The sequence below is a fragment of the Streptomyces sp. NPDC043996 genome (assembly GCF_056435225.1).
The window spans coordinates 101,100-117,993 of the sequence record NZ_JBWKEY010000015.1; the positions used below are offsets into that span (position 1 = coordinate 101,100).

Consider the following 16,894-nt stretch of genomic DNA (forward strand, 5'->3'; position numbering starts at 1 on the left):
GTGGCGAAAAGCAAGTCAAGAGCTTCGTTCGGCAAAGAATGCGAAAAGCCGAGTGTGGCCCGGCATTTCTTTGACGGGACTGGTCAACTTCCTTTGCTGGCCTCTAGTGTTCGGCCGAGCAACAAATCAAGTCGTCGAACGTACGGGGGCGGTATGGCAAGCGGCGCACACGGCGCACCCGGATCGGCGCAGCACATCGTGCATCTGGTGTCGTCGGGCGCGGCCACCTCGCGGGCCGACCTCGTACGGGAGCTGGGGCTCGCGCCGTCCACGGTGTCGCTGCGGGTGCAGGAGCTGGTCGCGGCCGGAGTGCTCACCGAGTCCGGCGAAGGCGCGTCCCGGGGCGGGCGCCGCCCCCGGCTCCTGCGGGTGCGCGCCCAGGGAGGCGTCGCCCTCGCCGCCGACCTCGGCAGCCACCACGCCCGCCTCGCCGCCGTCGACCTCGGTGGCGGCGTCGACGACGCCGTGGACCTGCCGCACGACATCACCGCCGGCCCCGACCCCGTCGTCGACTGGCTGTGCGAGCGCGTGGCCGAACTCGCCGCCCGCCAGCGGGCCGCGGGCCGCGCCGTGCGCGCCCTCGGCGTCGCCTTCCCCGGCCCGGTGCGGCCCGGCGAGGGGCGGGTGCTCAGCCCCTCGCGCATGCCCGGCTGGCACCGCTACCCGCTGCGCGAGGCGCTCACCGAACGCCTCGGGATGCCCGTGACCGTCGAGAACGACGCCACCATGATGGCCGTCGGCGAACACCGGGCCGCCCGCCCCGAACTCGACCACCTCGTCGTCGTCAAGGCGGGCCGGGGCATCGGCAGCGGCGTGATCGCGGCGGGCCGCCCGCACGACGGCGCGAACGGCGCCGCGGGCGACATCAGCCACGTCCGCGTCGAGGCGGCGGGCGAGCGCCCCTGCAGCTGCGGCAACATCGGCTGCCTGGAGACCGTCGCGAGCGGCGCCGCCCTCATCCGCGAACTCGCCCACCAGGGCGTGGAGGTGGCCACCACCGGCGAGCTCCTGCGGCTCGTCGCCGACGGGGACCCGCGGGCCACCACGCTCGTGCGCACCGCGGGCCGGCACATCGGCACGGTCCTGTCCGTCGTCGTCAACTTCTTCAACCCCCAGGCCGTGGCCATCGGCGGCGTCCTCGCCACCGCCGAACCGCTGGTCGCCGCCGTGCGCGGGGTGCTCTACGAGCGCTGCCTGCCGCTCGCCACCGCCGACCTGGAGATCACGACGACCGTCACGGGGCCGGACGCGGGCCTCCTCGGCGCGGGCCTCACCGCGCTGCGCCACCACCCGCTGACCACACAGGAAGAGAGCACCCCGGCATGAACGCACTCCCCGTCACCGGCCGCCCCCTGCGCATCGGCGTCGGCGGCATCGGCATCGAGTCGTCCACGTTCTGCCCGCACCGCTCCACCACCGACGACTTCCGCCAGACCCGCGGCCAGGAACTCCTCGACCGCTACGCCTGGACACGCCCCGACAGCGACCTCACCTGCCTCGGCGGCCCCATCGAGTGGGTGCCGCTGCTGCACGCCACGGCCCTGCCCGGCGGCCCCGTGGAAGCGGAGTCGTACCTGACCCTCAAGGACGAACTCATCACCCGCGTCCGCGCGGCGGGCCCCCTCGACGGGCTCGTGTACGACATCCACGGCGCCATGAGCGTCGTCGGCCTCACCGACGCCGAAGCCGACCTCACCGAGGCCGTGCGGGCCGCCCTCGACTCCGCGGGCACCCCCGACGGCACCGGCCGCCCCATGCTCTCCGCGGCCATGGACCTGCACGGCAACGTCTCCCACCGCTTCGCCGCGCCCGTCGACCTGCTCACCGCGCACCGCCTCGCGCCGCACGAGGACGCCTGGGAGACCCGCGAGCGCGCCGCCCGCAACCTGGTGCGCTGTCTGCGCGAGGGCAAGCGGCCCCACCGCGCCTGGGTCCAGGTGCCCGTCCTGCTGCCCGGCGAGAAGACCAGCACCCGCCTGGAGCCCGCCAAGTCTCTGTACGCCTCCCTCGCCGACATCGAACGCCTTCCCGGCATCCTCGACGCCGCCCTGTGGGTCGGCTACGCCTGGGCCGACGAGCCGCGCTGCCAGGCCGCGGTCGTCGTCACCGGCGACGACGCCGAACGCGCGGCCGCCGAGGCCGGAAAGCTGGCGCGGCGCTACTGGGACGCCCGGCGCGACTTCGTCTTCGTCGGCCCGACCGGCAGCGCCGAGGAGTGCGTCGCCAAGGCCGTGGCCTCGACGAAGCGCCCGTTCCTCATCAGCGACTCCGGCGACAACCCCACCGCGGGCGGCGCGGGCGACCTCGCCTACATGCTCGGCAAGCTCCTGGACAACGACGCCATCCGCTCCGGCGAGGTCACCGCCGTGCACCCGGGCATCACCGACCCGGTCGCGGTCGCCCGCTGTTTCGAGGCGGGCGTGGGCGCGGTGGTGTCGCTCTCCGTCGGCGGCAAGGTCGACGCGGGCCACGGCGGACCGTACAAACTCACCGGCACCGTCGAGGCGTTGCAGCGCGCCACCGACCAGAAGGACCGGGCCGAGGGCGGCGCCTACGACCGGGGCGTCGACATGGCGGCGGTGCGCGTCGGCGGCCTCACCCTGATCCTCGTCGAGCGCCGCAAGCCCTTCCACACCCTCGCCGACTTCACCGGACCCGCCGACGGCGGCCTCGGCATCGACCCCAGGACCTACGACCTGGTCGTCGTGAAGATCGGCTACCTGGAGCCGGAGCTGTACGCGATGGCCGCCGACTGGCTGCTCGCGCTGACCCCCGGCGGCGTCGACCAGGACCTGCGCCGCCTCGGCCACCACCGCGTCGACAGGCCCCTGTACCCCTTCGACGAGGACGCCTACGAAGAGGGCCCTGGCCCCGACCTGACGGCGTCCCACCTGCCGCCGCTCACCGCGTGAGAGAGGAACCCGCCGCCGTGAAGCCCGCCGCCATGAAGCCCGCCGCCGTGAAGCCCGCCGCCGTGAAGCCCGCCGTCCTGAAGCGTGCCGCCACCAAGCGTGCCGCCACCCTGTCCGCCCTGGTCTGTCTGCTCGCCGTCACCGCCGCGGCACCCGCCGCGCCCCCCGACACCGCCAGGCGCCACCCGAGCACCAAGGGCACCCTCCTGGACTCCGTACCGAAGAGCGGCGTCCTGCGCGTGTGCACCACCGGCGACTACCGCCCCTTCACCCACCGCGAGAGCGACGGCACCTACCGCGGCATCGACATCGAGATGGCCCACGACCTCGCCAAGTCCCTCGACGCCAGCGCGAAGTTCGTCCCCACCACCTGGAAGGAGATCGTCGACGACGTCGCCGAGCGCCGCTGCGACATCGCCGTCGGCGGCCTCTCCGTCACCCTGCCGCGCGCCCGCGCGGCGTACTTCAGCGAACCGACCCGCGAGGACGGCAAGACCCCCATCGCGCGCTGCGCCGACAAGGACGCCTACCAGACGCTGGCGGACATCGACCGGCCCGGCACCCGCGTCATCGTCAACCCGGGCGGCACCAACGAGCAGTTCGCCCGCGCCCACATCAAGCGGGCCGCCCTCACCGTCCACCCGGACAACACCACCATCTTCCAGGAGATCGTCGACGGCCGCGCGGACGTCATGATGACGGACGCCAGCGAGACCCGCTACCAGGCGAAGCTCCACCCCGAACTGTGCTCGATCCACCCCGACAAGCCCTTCACGTTCGCCGAGAAGGCCTACGCGCTGCCGCGCGGCGACGAGCCGTTCAAGGAGTACGTCGACCAGTTCGTGCACCTCGCGACGCACGACGGGACGTACGCGGCGTACGAGGCCCAGTGGCTGGGAAGGCCGTAGCCGCGCACCCCGGGGTAATCCCTGGGCCCGTCCCCGAGGCGGCGGGGGCGGCCCGGGACCTACGGTGGTCACCCGCCGGGAGCTGAGGGGCGCCGCAGACGGCTGCGGTGAGCTCCGGGCGGGCCGGAGGTTCGCGACATGCACCCATCCCGCAGGAGCTGCGTCCACAGCGGGCCGAGCGGGCGGCTCGCCTCGACCACCACCGAGGACATCGACGCGCTCGTCGCGCGCCTGAAGGACCAGCCGCGCGTCGTGCTGCACTTCCACGGCGGACTCGTCGACGACCAGCTGGGCTTCGCGACGGCCGAGCGGCTCGCCCCGGTGTACCGGGCCGCGGGCGCCGAACCGGTGTTCTTCGTGTGGAGCAGCGGCCTCCTCGAGACCCTGCGGGGCAACCTCCCCCAGATCCTCAGCGAAGGCGTCTTCCAGACCCTCCTCAACCGGGTCCTGCGCTTCGCCTCCGGCACCGTCTTCCAGCAGCCGGGACAGCGCGCCCTCGGCTCCTTCGCCGCCCCGTCCACGCGCGCCGTCGCCGCCGAACTCGCCCTGCTGCGCACCGGCAGGGAGCCCTACGCGCGCCTGACCGCGCCCGCGGAGGTCCCCGAGCTCAGCGAGGCCGAGCGGGTGCGCATCACCGCCGACCTGTCGGCGGACACCGAACTCGCCGAGCGCAACCGGGAGATCGCGGGGACGGTCCTGCGCTCGGCACCCCCGACGACCGCCGCGCGCGACATCAACGGGGGGCGCGCGGCGGTCGCCACCCTCATGTCCCCCGCCACCGTCGCCGAGCTCGCTGCGGACACCACCGAAGCCGAGAACCGCCGCGCCGTCGTCACCTCCGCGCTCCTGGTGCGCAAGACGGTGCGTGTGGTCTCCGCCGTCGTCGGCCGCTTCCGGCACCGCACCGACCACGGCCTGTACCCGACGGTCGTCGAGGAGATCCTGCGCGAGTTCTACCTCGCCAACGTCGGCGCGGCCCTCTGGGACGCCATGAAGCGGCAGACCGAACAGACCTTCGAAGCCGTCGCCGAACCCCGTGCCGGACGCTGCTTCCTCGACCGCTTCGGCCAGCTCCTCGGCTCCGGCGACCGGCCCCGCGTGACGCTGGTCGGACACAGCGCGGGCGCCGTGTTCATCGGCAACCTCCTCGCCGACCTGGCCCGCAGGCGGGCCGCCGCCGAGGACCCGCTGCCCGCCGACTTCCGCGTCCGCGACGTCGTCCTGCTCGCGCCCGCCTGCACGGTCGGCCAGCTGGCCGCGGTCGTGCGCCGCCAGGCCGAACTCTTCGACCGGCTGCGCATGTTCACCCTGACCGACCGCGCCGAACGCGCCGACCACCTGGTGCCGTTCCTGTACCCGCGCTCCCTGCTGTACTTCGTCTCCGGCGTCCTGGAGCGCGGCCCCGAAGGCGACACGGCCGTCGCCCCGCTCGCGGGCCTGCAGCGCTGGTTCCTGGCCGAGGGCGACACCGGCGGCCAGGACGGCCGGGAGCTGCGGGCGTACCTGCGCGCGGACGCCACCCGCACCGTGTGGTCACCCGTGGACGGCGGGCCCGGACTGACCTCCGGCGCCCGCACCCACACCGGGTTCGACGACGACCCGGAGATCATGGCGAGCCTCGCCCGGATGCTCGCCGACTGACCCAACGACCGCGGCCGGGGGAGGGCCCCGCCGCTCAGGGAGCCGCGCCAGCGCGCTCCATCAGGGGGAAAGCTCGATGAACGACCTGCACTACGCCGTGGTCGTCGGGATCAACCGGTACCCGGCGATCAGCGACCTGCGCGGGGCGCGCGGCGACGCGGGCCGGTTCCGCGACTGGCTCGTGGACCCGGCGGGCGGCCAGGTGCCCGAGGACAACGTCGCCCTCGTCACCGCCACCGAGCGCGACGAGCGCGAGGCCGACGTGATGACCGCCGTACCGACCCGCGAGAGCGTCAACCGCGCCCTGTACGAGGCCCACCGCGCGGTCCGGCGGGCCGTCGCCGACGGCGGCTCCTGGTCCGAGACCCGCCTCTATCTGTTCCTCGCGGGTCACGGCATCGCCCCGTTCGGCGGCGACGCCGCGCTGCTCATGGCCAACGCCGCGATCGACCTGCTCGGCAACCACATCGCGGTGCGCCCGTACCTGTCGTGGTACGAGTCGGCGTCGCCGTTCCACGAGGTCGCCTTCTTCGCCGACTGCTGCCGCACCCGCTTCGGCGGGGTCGCCGCCTTCGGCCCGCCGTTCACGGACACCACCGAGGCGCCCGACAAGGTCGAGTGCCTCGTCGGCTACGCCAGTTCGCTCGGCGACCCGGCCTACGAACAGCAGGCGCCCGACCCCAACCAGACCCGCGGGCACTTCACCACCGCGCTCATCGAGGGGCTGCGCGGCGCGGGCGGCGGCACCGTCACCGCCGCGGGCCAGGTGACCTCCGACAGCCTCACCGAGTACGTGCGCCGCCACGTGCGCGACCGCACGGCCGACGCGCTCGTCCCGCAGGAGGCCCGGTTCCTGCGCGAGACCAGCACGCCCATCGTCTTCGCCGACGGCCTTGAGGGCGTCGGCTCCTACCCGGTGACCCTGCGCTTCCCCGCCGGGTTCCGCGGCTGGGTGGAGCTGCGGGGCCGCGACGTCACCGAGCCCCGCAGGCTGTACGTCGACGGCGCCGCCGACGCCGACGGCGCCGGGCACGTCGAGCCGCTCGTGCCGGGCCTGTACAAGGTCGTCCCGGAGAGCCTGACCGCGCCGGACTTCAGGGACGGCGGATTCTTCGAGGTCGTCACCGGAGGTGGCCACGGTGTCCAGTTCTGAGCAGGCGCGCCCCGAGGTGCCGTTCGTCGTCATTCCCGACACCCCCTCGGTGCGCGTCACCATCACCGACGAGACGCTGCGCGAAGTGGCGTACGGGATGGGCACCATCGAGACCACCGTGGCCCCTGGCCTCTACCGCATCGAGCAGCGCTTCGCGGGCGCCGTCGCCGTCCAGTTCGTCGAGGTCGGCCACCAGGCGTTCACCGCGCGGCTGCCGCTGCCGCGCGTCCCGGCCCCGGCGCCGGTGCGGCGCACGGCCACCACCCACGACGAGCACCGCGCCGCCGCCCAGCGCTGGAGCGGGGAGCCGACGCGCGGCGACGGCACGCCCAGCCTGATGGTGCTCCTGCGCAATCTGCGCCGCGGCTGGCGGCTCGACCCGTACGCCCTGCAGATCACCGGGGCGGGCGGCGAGGCCGTGGACGGCGGCGAGCGCGGCTGGCGCGTCGACGAGCAGCAGGGCTGGTCGGCCTGGAGCGGCGACCTGCCGCCCGGGGGCTACCGGCTGCGCCTGCGCAGGCCCTCGGGCGAGGGCCTGCCGCTGGCCCAGGCGCTGTGGGTGTCCCGGGGCTGGACCACCCTCGTCTTCGTCAGCAACGGGCCGCGCGGCGCCCAGCCGCAGCACGCGTCCGTGGAGATGGCGCCGCACGGCACCGGCTGGAGCCCGGCCGACGAGGAGCTGAACCTCGCCCGCGAGGCCGCCCTGTCCGGGCTGCGCCAGGGCCTCGACCTCATCTCCGACCAGCAGCTCCTTCCCATGCTCGACTCGCGGCGCGCCGACCCGCTCCTCGGCATCGTCGGCGCGCACGCGATGCTCCTGGACCACCGGCCCGACCTGGGGCGCGTCGACGAGGTCGTACGGCGCCTCGCACCGCACGTGCCGGACCACCCGGATCTCGCCGCGCTGCGCACCCTGCTCGACGGGCCCCCGGCCCGCGTCGCCTCGCCGCCCGTCCTCGCCGCGTCCTGCCGGCTGCTGATCGCGGCGGACGCCGATGACCCCGGCGTGATCGAGGACGGCTCCGTGGCGGAGGACGTCGCCGAGTGCCTGGTCGGGCGCGGCGTGTGGACGACGTGGCTGGAGCGGGACCGGCTGCCCGCGAGGCTCAGCGCCCGCGGCGGCCCCGCGGCGCCCCGCGCGGACGAGCGGGACGGGCGTCCGCTGGCCGCCGACGCGGTCAGCCGAGTGCGGGCCTACGTCCAGGAGATCGCACGCCTGGAGGACCGGGCCGTCGAGGACGTGCTGCGCGAGGTGCCCCCGGACGAGCTGTGCCGCCGCACGGGCCTTCCGCACAAGCCGGTGGAGCGGGCCATCGAGGGGCTGCGCGGGCGGCGCGCGGACTGAGAGCGGGCGCCGCCGCGCGGGCGGCGAAAGCCCCGTCCAGGGCGTCGCGCGCCGAGGTGGCGGCCTGTCGGGCCGGCGCGTCGCTCATGCAGGGGGTTCCCCCTTCTCCCCGCATCCTGGACGGGACCCCACCATCGTGACGCGCGACCGTCACCGCCGCGTCACACGGTCACGTGCCGCAGCATCGCCGCGAACTGCCCGGACGGCTCGACGCCGAGCTCCCGGCGCAGCAGCGCGCGGAACGCCGCGAACTGCCGCACGGCCTCGGTGACGTTGTGCTCCGCCAGATGCACCGAGACCACCGCGCGGTGGGCGCTCTCGCGCAGCGGGTCGATGCGGGTGCTCTCCAAGGCCGCCTCCAGCGCGGCCCCGTAGGCCCGGCGCGCAAGCAGCTGGGCCGACAACGCCTCCAGGGCGTGCAGCCGCAGCTGGTGCAGCCGCTCCCGCTCGAAGGACACCCAGTCCTGCTGCCAGCCCGGCAGCAACTCGCCCCCGCAGAGCAGTACGTAGACGGTGGGCTCGAGGCGCCCCCGCGCCCCCGAGAGCACCGACCGGGCGGCGTCCGTGAAGTCGTCGACGTCCAGGCGCACCCGGCAGCTGAGCGCCAGCGCACCGCCGCGCGCCTCCGCCAGGGCCGAACCCGCCCCGTTCAGGCGCCACATGGCGGTCCGCAGGCTCGCGCGGGCCCGCGCCTCGGTGGCGTCGGGCCACAGCGTGCCCGCGAGCGCCGAGCGCGTCGCCGTGCCGTACAGCGCGAGTCTGGCGAGGACCTGCTGGCCGGACGCGGGCACGTCCACCTCGTCGCCGCCCTGGCCGCGGCGGCCCTCGCAGTCCATGCCCACCCCGCGGTTCGCCGGGCCCTCGCGGGTGAGGCGGAAACCGCCGAGCAGGCGCAGTCGCAGCGCGGTCCGTTCGTCACCGGCCGCCGCGCACGTGATCGAAGCCATCGAGCCACCTCCAGGGGCTCTCGTCGACGCCCTGCCGTCGCGCACGACCGTACGGGGCGCCGCCCGTCGCGCGCCTCCGGGAGCGTGCCGGGGTTTACCCCGGTGCGTCCGCGCGCGGCGCCGCGCGCCCGCGGCCTCACCCCGCCGAAGGCGACGATTGCGGGGGCGGCGGCTGCGCGGGCGACCGCGGCCCGAGCCGCTGGACGAGGCCGATGCGCGAGGAGATGCCGAGCTTCGCGTACGTGTGCCCCAGGTGGTACTCGATGGTCTTCACGCTCAGCGCGAGCGCGGTGGCGATCTGACGGTTGGTGTGCCCCTGCGCGGCGAGCCGCGCCACCGCGAGCTCCTGCGGCGTGAGCGTCCCGTCCAGGGCCTGCGCGCCGCTGTCGCGCGGCTGTTCCTCGGCCGGGAGGTGCGGGGCCGCGCGCCCGCAGGCGCTGAGCTCGCGCACGCACCGGGCCTGGTAGGGCCGCGCGCCGAGCCGCGTCATGGTGGCGTGCGCGGCCTGCAGCTGGGCGATCGCCAGGGAGCGGCGGCCGATGCGGCGCAGGAACGCGCCGTGGTCCAGGGCCACCCGCGCCTGTCCGAGCGGCAGCGGGACCTGTGCCGCGTGGTCCTGCGCCCGCGCGTACGCCGCCTGGGCGCGGTGGGTGTCGCGGCGCGCGGCGGCGAGATTGCCGCGGGTGCGCGCGGCGGCGGCGAGCGCCGAGTGCCGGCCGCGGGCCCGGGCCCGCTCCTCGAAGGGGTCGAGGACGGCTTCGGCCTCGTCGAGCTCGCCGAGCTGTACCAGGGCGTCGACGAACAGCGGCTGCCAGTCCACGACGCCCGGTTCGTTGACCCCGTCCTGCTCGGCGAAGGCCAGGAGCGGCCGCAGCGCCTCCACGACGGCCTCCGGCTCGCCGCGGGCGTCCGCGCAGTGCCCCCGCGCGCACACCGCGTACGCGTGCGCCACCGGCGTCTCGGCGCCGCCGGGCACCTCGGCGGCCGTGCGCAGGTGCTCCGCCGCCCGGTCGAAGGCGCCGCGCGCGGCGAGGATCTGGGCGGCGACGCCGTGGGTGACCGGCTTGAGCCACCACTGGTCGGCGTCGTCGGCGATCGAGGCGGCCGACTCGGCGTGGATGAGGGCCTCGTCCCACTCCCCGAGCCGGTGCAGGGTCTGCGCGAGCGCCGACGTCGAGAGCAGCCGCAGCGGCACCGTCGTGGTGCGGCAGTTGGCGACGGCGCCGAGCAGGTCGCGCCGGGCGCCGTGCAGGTCGTCCGACCACAGCCGCAGCTCTCCGCGCGCCAGCAGCAGATCGGTGCTGCGCAGCGGCACGATCATGGGGTCGGGCAGGTCCGCGGCGAGCGCGATGCCGTCCTTGGCGCGGCCGCTGAGGCCGAGCGCGATGAGGTGGTTGAACCGCAGCATCCGGCTCGGGCCCTGCGCGGTGGACAGGCGCTGGGCCCGCTCGGCCCACTGCGCGGCCACGGCGGCCCGCCCGCACATCACGGCCGCGTAGCTCAACTGCTCGGCGGCGCGCGCCGCGAGGGCCGGGTCGCGCTCCTGGTCGCACTGGTGCCAGGCGTCGACCAGCAGGGTCCACGCCTCCTGCGTACGGCCCTGCACCCGGGCCACATAGCCGCGCGCGTAGCCGCGCAGCGCCGGGTCGGCGCCCTCGGGCAGACCGCCGGTGAGCTCGGCGGCCTCCCGCACCCGGCCGTCGAGCAGCAGCGCCTCGACGGCCTCCACGGCGAGCCGGTCCCGCTCCAGCGGGCTCGTCGTCACCCGCGAGGCGTGCCGCAGGTGCGTGCCCGCGACGGCCCACTGGCCGGTGGCCGCCTCGCGGCGCGCGCACGCGGCGAGGGCCTCGGCGAGCCGCTCGTCAGGGCCGGTCGCGGCGAGCACGCGGTGGCGCAGCTTCGTGTAGTCGTCCTCGACCAGGGCGGCGGCCCGGGTGTGCAGGGCGGCGCGCTGGGCGGGGCCGATGTCCTGGTAGACCGCGGCGTGCACCAGGGGGTGCGGGAAGGAGATCTCCGGCGCCGACGCGCCCGCGGGCGACTCGCGCAGCAGCCCGGCCTTCACGGCCCGCTCCAGGGCGGGCAGCGGCTGCGCGACCCGCGCCAGGCGCGCGGCGGCGTGCAGCCGGCAGGAGAAGCCGAGCACGCTGACGGCCTGGACCAGGCGCTGCGCCTGGGCGCCGCAGCCCGCGAGGTTGGCGAGCACCAGCATGGCGTACGAGCGGGGCGCGGGCAGCGGCGTCGTGACGTCGAGGAGCATGGCCGGGGGCACCTGGTCGAGGAGCGCGCGGGCGTGCAGCGGGTTGCCGTGGGTGTGGCTGTGCAGGCGCAGGGACGCCGAGTGCGGCAGGCGCGCGCCGCCGAGGCGGTCGCTGAGCGCGGCCAGCTCCTCGGGGCTGAGTCCGTCGAGGGCGAGGCGGCGCGTGCGGGCGTCGGTGAGGAGTCGGCGCAGGCCCTCGGGCAGCTGGGGGACGTGCGGGTCGCGCAGGGCGACGAGCGCGAGGACGCGGTCGTGGCGCAGTCGGCGCAGCGCGAAGGTCAGGGCGTTCAGGGACTCGGGGTCGGCCCAGTGCGCGTCGTCCACGACGAGCACCACAGGCCCCTTGCCCTGTGCCTCGCTGAGCAGGTCGAGGAGGCCGAACCCGGCCGTGAGCGACGGCAGGTTCGCGTGCAGCGACTGCGGGGCGCGGACGAGCCCGGCGAGGGTCTCAGGGACCGGCGCCGGACTCTGCCCGACGAGCTGGGCGAGCACCCCCCAGGGCAGCGCGCTCTCGTTCTCCTCGCCGCTGGCCTGGAGCACCAGGGCGGTGCCGTCCGCCGTGTCCAGGAAGCGGCGCACGAGCGCCGTCTTGCCGATGCCGCCGGGCCCTTCGAGGAGTACGAGGCGGGGCGTGCCCGCGCGGGCGTCGGCGAAGTCGGCCCGCAGCGCGTCGAGTTCCGCCGCGCGGCCGCAGAAGGCCTCGTCGGGCGCGGTGGGGTGGCGGAGGTCGTGGCTCACGTCCTCGGGTGTCATCACCGCCCCCGCGCGCGTCGGTACCGGCCTCGGGTGGCCGGTGAGCAGACGGCGACCCGTGCCGGACGCATGGCCCTGGACACCAGGGTGGTGGGGGTGTGCCGTCGGCACAAGCCAATTGCCGGTATCCGCAAGGGGTTTCGCAAGTCCTTCCCGTGGGCGGAGCCGACGCGACGGCTGTCCGGCAGGTCTCCCCAGCTGTCTCCAGCTGTCTAGGAAGTCTCCTCCGGCGCCGTCCCGCTCCAGCCGGGGATCTCCGGGGACGGCGGTTCGAGCAGCGCGAGCAGCTCCAGCCAGCCGTGGAAGGGCCGGGGACTCTCGGAGTCCTCGCAGGCGACGCTCCCGGCCACCCCCTCGTGCGACCGGTACACCTCGATGACGTAGCGCACAACGCCTCCCGGGGCCGGTGCGGGGCGTGAGCCGTGACGCGGGGCAACGGCGACCAGGATAGGAGCCGCCGTGAGCCCGCCGCGTCGGTGCGGCACCTAGGGAAGTCCCTAGGGCGAAGGGGGAGATGCGGCTGGGGTGGACGTGGCGGACGCGGCGGGTGAGGGTGGCGCACACCGAGGGGCGCCCGGCCCCTGTGCCCCCTCAGGGGCGCCCGCCCCTCCGTGACTGTCCGTAAAAGTGGTGTTGCTCAGCGCCCCTGAGGTGCGCGAGTGTGCAGTGTCATGGACCGTGACAGGAACTCCGACCGTGACAGGAACTCCGCCCCCCGGCCTCCCTCTCCCTCTCCTTCTGTCTCTCCCTCCACTCCCTCCGCTCTCTCCTCCCCCTCTCCTCTCGCCTCCCCTTCCTCTCCCGCCTCCTCATGCGCCCCGGTGTCACTGACGCGACGTCAACTGTTGGTGGCCGCAGGTGCGGCGGGCGTCGTGGCCGCCGGTGTCCCCGCCCCCGCCGTCGCCGCGGCCAGAGCCGACGCCCGTGTGTCCCTGTCCCTGACCCGCGCCACGAACGGCTCGGCGACGCTCTCGCCCACGGGCGAGGGCCTGATCGCCGAGGTGCAGGGCGTCCTGTGGGCCGCTCCCCGCGACGGCGGCAAGGCCGTGCCCCTCACCCCGGGGGACCTCGAACCCAACCGCCCGGTCTACGCGCCCGACGGCGCACTCGTCGCGTTCTGCGCCTACCGCGACGGCGGCTTCCACCTCTGGACGATGCGCCCCGACGGCACCGGCCTGCGCCGCCGCACCGACGGGCCCTGGGACGACCGGGGCCCCGCCTGGTCGCCCGACGGCACCCGGCTCGCCTTCGCCTCCGAGCGCGGCGGCGACCCGGTCAAGGGCAGCCCGTACCGCATCCACGTCCTGGACCTGCGCACCGGCGCCCTGGACCGTGTGACCGGTCTGCCCGGGCAGGAAGGGCCGCTCCAGGACGGGCCGTGGGAGGACTTCGACCCCGCCTGGTCACCGGACGGGACCCGCATCCTGTTCGTACGGGCCAAGGGCGTCGTCACCGCCACCGGCACCACCCTGGAGGCGCGCACCGTCGCCTCCGTGGCGGCCCGGGGCGCGGGCCCCGTCGTGGTCGAGCACACCGAGACCGCGAGCGCGCAGGTCATGACACCGGCCCCGGCCCCGGACGGGCGCCGCCTCGCCTATCTGCGCACCACGGCCGCCCCGAACGGCTCCTGCGTCCTGGTCGTCGACGGGCTCGCCGTCGACGTGCCCGGGGACGTCGCGCCCGTGCCGCCCCGCTGGACGAAGGACGGCGAGCTGCTCCTCACCGTCGACGGCCGCTTCACCCTCGTCCGCCCCGACGCGCCCGGCACGCCGCGCCCGCTGCCCTTCGAGGGCGTCCTGCCCGTGGACCGGCCCCGCTACCGGGTCAAGGAGTACGACCTCGGTGAGGACCGGGTCAGGCCGGTGCTCGGCATCCACCTGCCCGCCCTGTCGCCCGACGGCCGCCACATCGCCTTCGCCGCCCTCAACTCCCTGTGGCTCGCGGACACTTCGGGCGGCAAGGCGCCCCGGAGGCTGCGCCGCGCGGACCCCACGCGCTACCTCCTCGGCCCGTCATGGGCCCGCGACGGCCGCTCCCTGGTGTACGCCGACGACCGCGACGGGCTGCTCGGCGTCCACCGCCGCGACCTCGCCACCGGCGCCGAGACCACGCTGGCCACGGGTGGGCGCGTGCACCCCGCCCTGTCGCCCGACGGCACCCGCCTCGCCTGCCTCGACCTGACCGGACGCCTCGTCGTCCGCGACCTGGAGCGGGGCACCGAGCGCGTCCTCGCCGACCCGCTCGGCGGCGGCGGCCTTCCCGGCCGCCCCAGCTGGTCGCCCGACGGCCGCCAGCTCGCCCTCTGCGACCGCAACCGCCTCAACCTGCGCTTCCGCGAGGGCTACAACCTCATCCGCGTCATCGACACCACCAGCGGCGCCTCCCGCCTGCACCCCGCCGCACCGCACGCGTCCCTCTCCGACCGCTATGACTCCGGGCCCGTCTGGTCGCCGGACGGCCGCCATCTCGCGGTGATCGTGGAGTCGGCCCTGTGCGTGCTGCCCGTGGCCCCGGACGGCTCCCCGCGCGGCGAGCTCCGCCGCCTCACCACCGAACCCGCCGACCACCCCAGCTGGTCGGGCGACTCCCAGACGCTGCTGTACCTGTCGGGCGCCCGCCTGCGCCTCATCGGCGTCGACGGCGGCCGCGCCCGCACCGTCCGCGTCCCCCTCGACCAGCGCAGGCCGACGCCCGCCGACACGGTGGTGCACGCCGGCCGGGTGTGGGACGGCACCGGGGACGCGGTACGGGACGACGTCGACATCGTCGTACGGGGCGGGCGCGTCACCGACGTCGTCCCGCACCGCGCGGGACGGGGAGCCCAGCGGCGGATCGACGCCTCCGAGCGCACCGTGCTGCCCGGCCTGTGGGACACGCACACCCACCCCTGGCAGTACACCTACGGCGGCCGCCAGACCGTCGGCCAGCTCACGTACGGCATCACCACCGCCGTGTCGCTCGGCGGCTTCGCCCACGAGCAGGCCCGCGTCCGCGAGGCGGTGGCCACCGGCCAGCTCGCCGGGCCGCGCCTGCTGACCACCGGCGAGCTCCTCGACGGGGCCCGCGTCGCGTACAGCATGGGCCGCGCCCACCGCACCCGCGAGGGCCTGCGCCGGTCCCTGGAGCGGGCCGCGCGGCTCGACTGGGACTTCGTCAAGACCTATGTGCGGGCGCCCGCCTGGGTGATGGAGGACGCGGCGCGCTTCGCCCACGAGCGGCTCGGGGTGCGCACGGGCAGCCACTTCCTGTCCCCGGGCATCCAGACCGGACAGGATCTGACGACCCATCTCCAGGCCACCCAGCGCGCCGAGTTCGGCCACGCCATCACCGCGTCGGGCCGCGCCTACGACGACGTCACCGCGATCTACAGCACCCGCGGCGCCGCGTTCGCGCTCATCGCCACGCCCTTCACGTCGGTGCCGCTCATCGGCGCCGACCCCGCGCTCGCCGACGACCCGAGGGTCACGGCCGTCATGCCGCCCTGGGACACCGAGGCCGTCCGCAAGCAGGCGGCCACGCCGCCGACCGCGGCCCAGCTCGCCACGCTGCGCACCGAGACCGACGTCTACCGGCGCGTGCTCGCCGCGGGCGGCCTCGTCGCGCTCGGCACGGACCAGCCGCTCGTGCCGGTCGGCCTGGCCCTGCACATGGGCCTGCGGGCGCTGCACCGCGGCGGGCTCTCCCCGGCCGAGGCGCTGCGCACCGCGACGGTCCTGCCGGCGCGCCTGTTCGGCCTCGACCAGCACCTCGGCACCGTCCAGCGGGGCCGGATCGCCGACCTGACGTTCGTGGACGGCGACCCGTTCACGGACTTCGCCACGCTGGTGCGGACGGTAGGGGTGCTGCGCGGCGGGAGGCCCTACGACACCGACGACCTGGTGTCCGCCTTCGCGTCGACGCCCCGGCAGGCGCCGCGCGACATGGACTGGCTGACGGTGGGACGCCTGATGCGCAAGGACGGCTGCTGCGACCCGGGAGCCTGAACGCCCGCCGGGCCCGGGGCACCGCCCCGGACCCGGCCCCACACCCTTCCCCACCACCGTCTTCCCTGTTACACACCTGTTTCAATTCCCCATGCAACGATCTGTCGGCGCGCGCTGTCTAGCTGGTGGAATCCGACCCATGTACGAATGAGGAGCGCGCGACCGTGGGGGACATACGCAGACGAGGAGCCGTCGCACTGGGGATCACCGCGCTGGTGGCCCCGCTCGCGGTGGCGATGGGGACCGGCACCGCGCAGGCGGCGTCGTGCTCGACCCAGACCGGGCCGTACCAGAAGCAGGTCGAGAAGTTCCTCGGCCGCCCGGTCGACGGCAAGCAGTCGGCCGCCGACTGCAAGGCCATCAAGGCCTTCCAGACGAAGCACCAGATCAGCCCGAACGCCGGGTTCGCGGGGAGCGTGACCTGGGGCGTCATGAACCTCATGAACAAGCAGAAGGCCGTCGGGAACAACCCGAACAAGGCGGGCAAGTGCCCGACCAACAAGGGCCGCATCGCCTGCGTCGACCTGACGCTCCAGCTCAGCTGGATCCAGGACGGCAAGCGGCTCAAGTACGGCCCGGTCCCGGTGCGCACCGGCCGCAACGGCCACGAGACCCGCACCGGCCTGAAGAAGGTGTACTGGCGGGACATCGACCACGTGTCGAGCCTGTACCACGTGCCCATGCCCTACAGCCAGTTCTTCGACGGCGGCCAGGCCTTCCACTCGGTCGGCATCAGCGTCTGGGCCCCGCCCGGCTCGCACGGCTGCGTCAACATGACGAAGAAGGACGCCGTGAAGTACTGGAACACGCTGCGCAAGGGCGACGACGTCTTCGTGTACGGCCGCAAGCCCGGCACCTGACAGGACTGAAAGCCACGAAGCGGGGGGGGGGGGGGGGGGGGGAGGGGGGGGGGGGGGGGGGGGGTGGGTTTGTTTTTTTTTTTTTTGGTTTTGTTTGGGAGAAACAAAAGAACGTTTTGCCAAGTAAGAACCCGA

General features: G+C 75.1%; 11 protein-coding genes. 8 read left to right on the forward strand and 3 right to left on the reverse strand.

Annotated elements, in window-relative coordinates:
* Positions 1-153: 153 nt before the first annotated feature.
* The 6 genes from AC07A4_RS33070 to AC07A4_RS33095 all read left to right on the forward strand — a co-directional run bounded on the left by AC07A4_RS33070 (position 154) and on the right by AC07A4_RS33095 (position 7,959).
* The gene (locus AC07A4_RS33070; RefSeq protein WP_478605891.1) at positions 154-1,326 is read left to right on the forward strand and encodes an ROK family protein; all 1,173 of its coding nucleotides are present in this window, start codon (positions 154-156) and stop codon (positions 1,324-1,326) included.
* On the forward strand, positions 1,323-2,912 hold the full coding sequence (locus AC07A4_RS33075) for a M81 family metallopeptidase (RefSeq protein WP_478605894.1): 1,590 nt from the start codon (positions 1,323-1,325) through the stop codon (positions 2,910-2,912). Before AC07A4_RS33070 ends, AC07A4_RS33075 begins: the two co-directional genes overlap by 4 nt.
* Complete coding sequence (locus AC07A4_RS33080; protein WP_478605896.1) at positions 2,909-3,820, forward strand: transporter substrate-binding domain-containing protein; 912 nt, start codon at positions 2,909-2,911, stop codon at positions 3,818-3,820. The genes AC07A4_RS33075 and AC07A4_RS33080 overlap by 4 nt, the downstream gene beginning before the upstream one ends.
* A 138-nt stretch (positions 3,821-3,958) precedes the next feature.
* Entirely contained in the window at positions 3,959-5,461 is a 1,503-nt protein-coding gene (locus AC07A4_RS33085; protein ID WP_478605898.1) for a hypothetical protein, read from the forward strand.
* A 76-nt stretch (positions 5,462-5,537) separates the two neighbouring features.
* Positions 5,538-6,614 (forward strand): caspase family protein, encoded by a 1,077-nt coding sequence (locus tag AC07A4_RS33090; RefSeq protein WP_478605901.1) that lies wholly within the window; start codon positions 5,538-5,540, stop codon positions 6,612-6,614.
* The gene (locus AC07A4_RS33095) at positions 6,601-7,959 is read left to right on the forward strand and encodes a hypothetical protein (RefSeq protein ID WP_478605903.1); all 1,359 of its coding nucleotides are present in this window, start codon (positions 6,601-6,603) and stop codon (positions 7,957-7,959) included. Before AC07A4_RS33090 ends, AC07A4_RS33095 begins: the two co-directional genes overlap by 14 nt.
* 161 nt (positions 7,960-8,120) lie before the next feature.
* Here AC07A4_RS33095 and AC07A4_RS33100 read toward each other — a convergent pair whose 3' ends face one another.
* The 3 genes from AC07A4_RS33100 to AC07A4_RS33110 all read right to left on the reverse strand — a co-directional run bounded on the left by AC07A4_RS33100 (position 8,121) and on the right by AC07A4_RS33110 (position 12,305).
* Entirely contained in the window at positions 8,121-8,906 is a 786-nt protein-coding gene (locus AC07A4_RS33100) for an AfsR/SARP family transcriptional regulator (RefSeq protein ID WP_478605906.1), read from the reverse strand.
* Positions 8,907-9,042: 136 nt separating this feature from the next.
* Positions 9,043-11,901: a helix-turn-helix transcriptional regulator gene (locus tag AC07A4_RS33105; protein ID WP_478605908.1), complete on the reverse strand. Its 2,859-nt coding sequence runs from the start codon at positions 11,899-11,901 to the stop codon at positions 9,043-9,045.
* A gap of 227 nt (positions 11,902-12,128) precedes the next feature.
* Complete coding sequence (locus AC07A4_RS33110; RefSeq protein ID WP_478605911.1) at positions 12,129-12,305, reverse strand: hypothetical protein; 177 nt, start codon at positions 12,303-12,305, stop codon at positions 12,129-12,131.
* A gap of 453 nt (positions 12,306-12,758) precedes the next feature.
* Between AC07A4_RS33110 and AC07A4_RS33115 the strand changes: the two genes are divergently transcribed.
* Both AC07A4_RS33115 and AC07A4_RS33120 read left to right on the forward strand, forming a co-directional pair.
* Positions 12,759-15,899, forward strand: coding sequence for an amidohydrolase family protein (locus tag AC07A4_RS33115; RefSeq protein WP_478606253.1), 3,141 nt, complete (start codon positions 12,759-12,761; stop codon positions 15,897-15,899).
* 164 nt (positions 15,900-16,063) lie between these two features.
* The gene (locus tag AC07A4_RS33120; protein ID WP_478605913.1) at positions 16,064-16,759 is read left to right on the forward strand and encodes a L,D-transpeptidase; all 696 of its coding nucleotides are present in this window, start codon (positions 16,064-16,066) and stop codon (positions 16,757-16,759) included.
* The last annotated feature ends 135 nt before the right edge of the window (positions 16,760-16,894 follow it).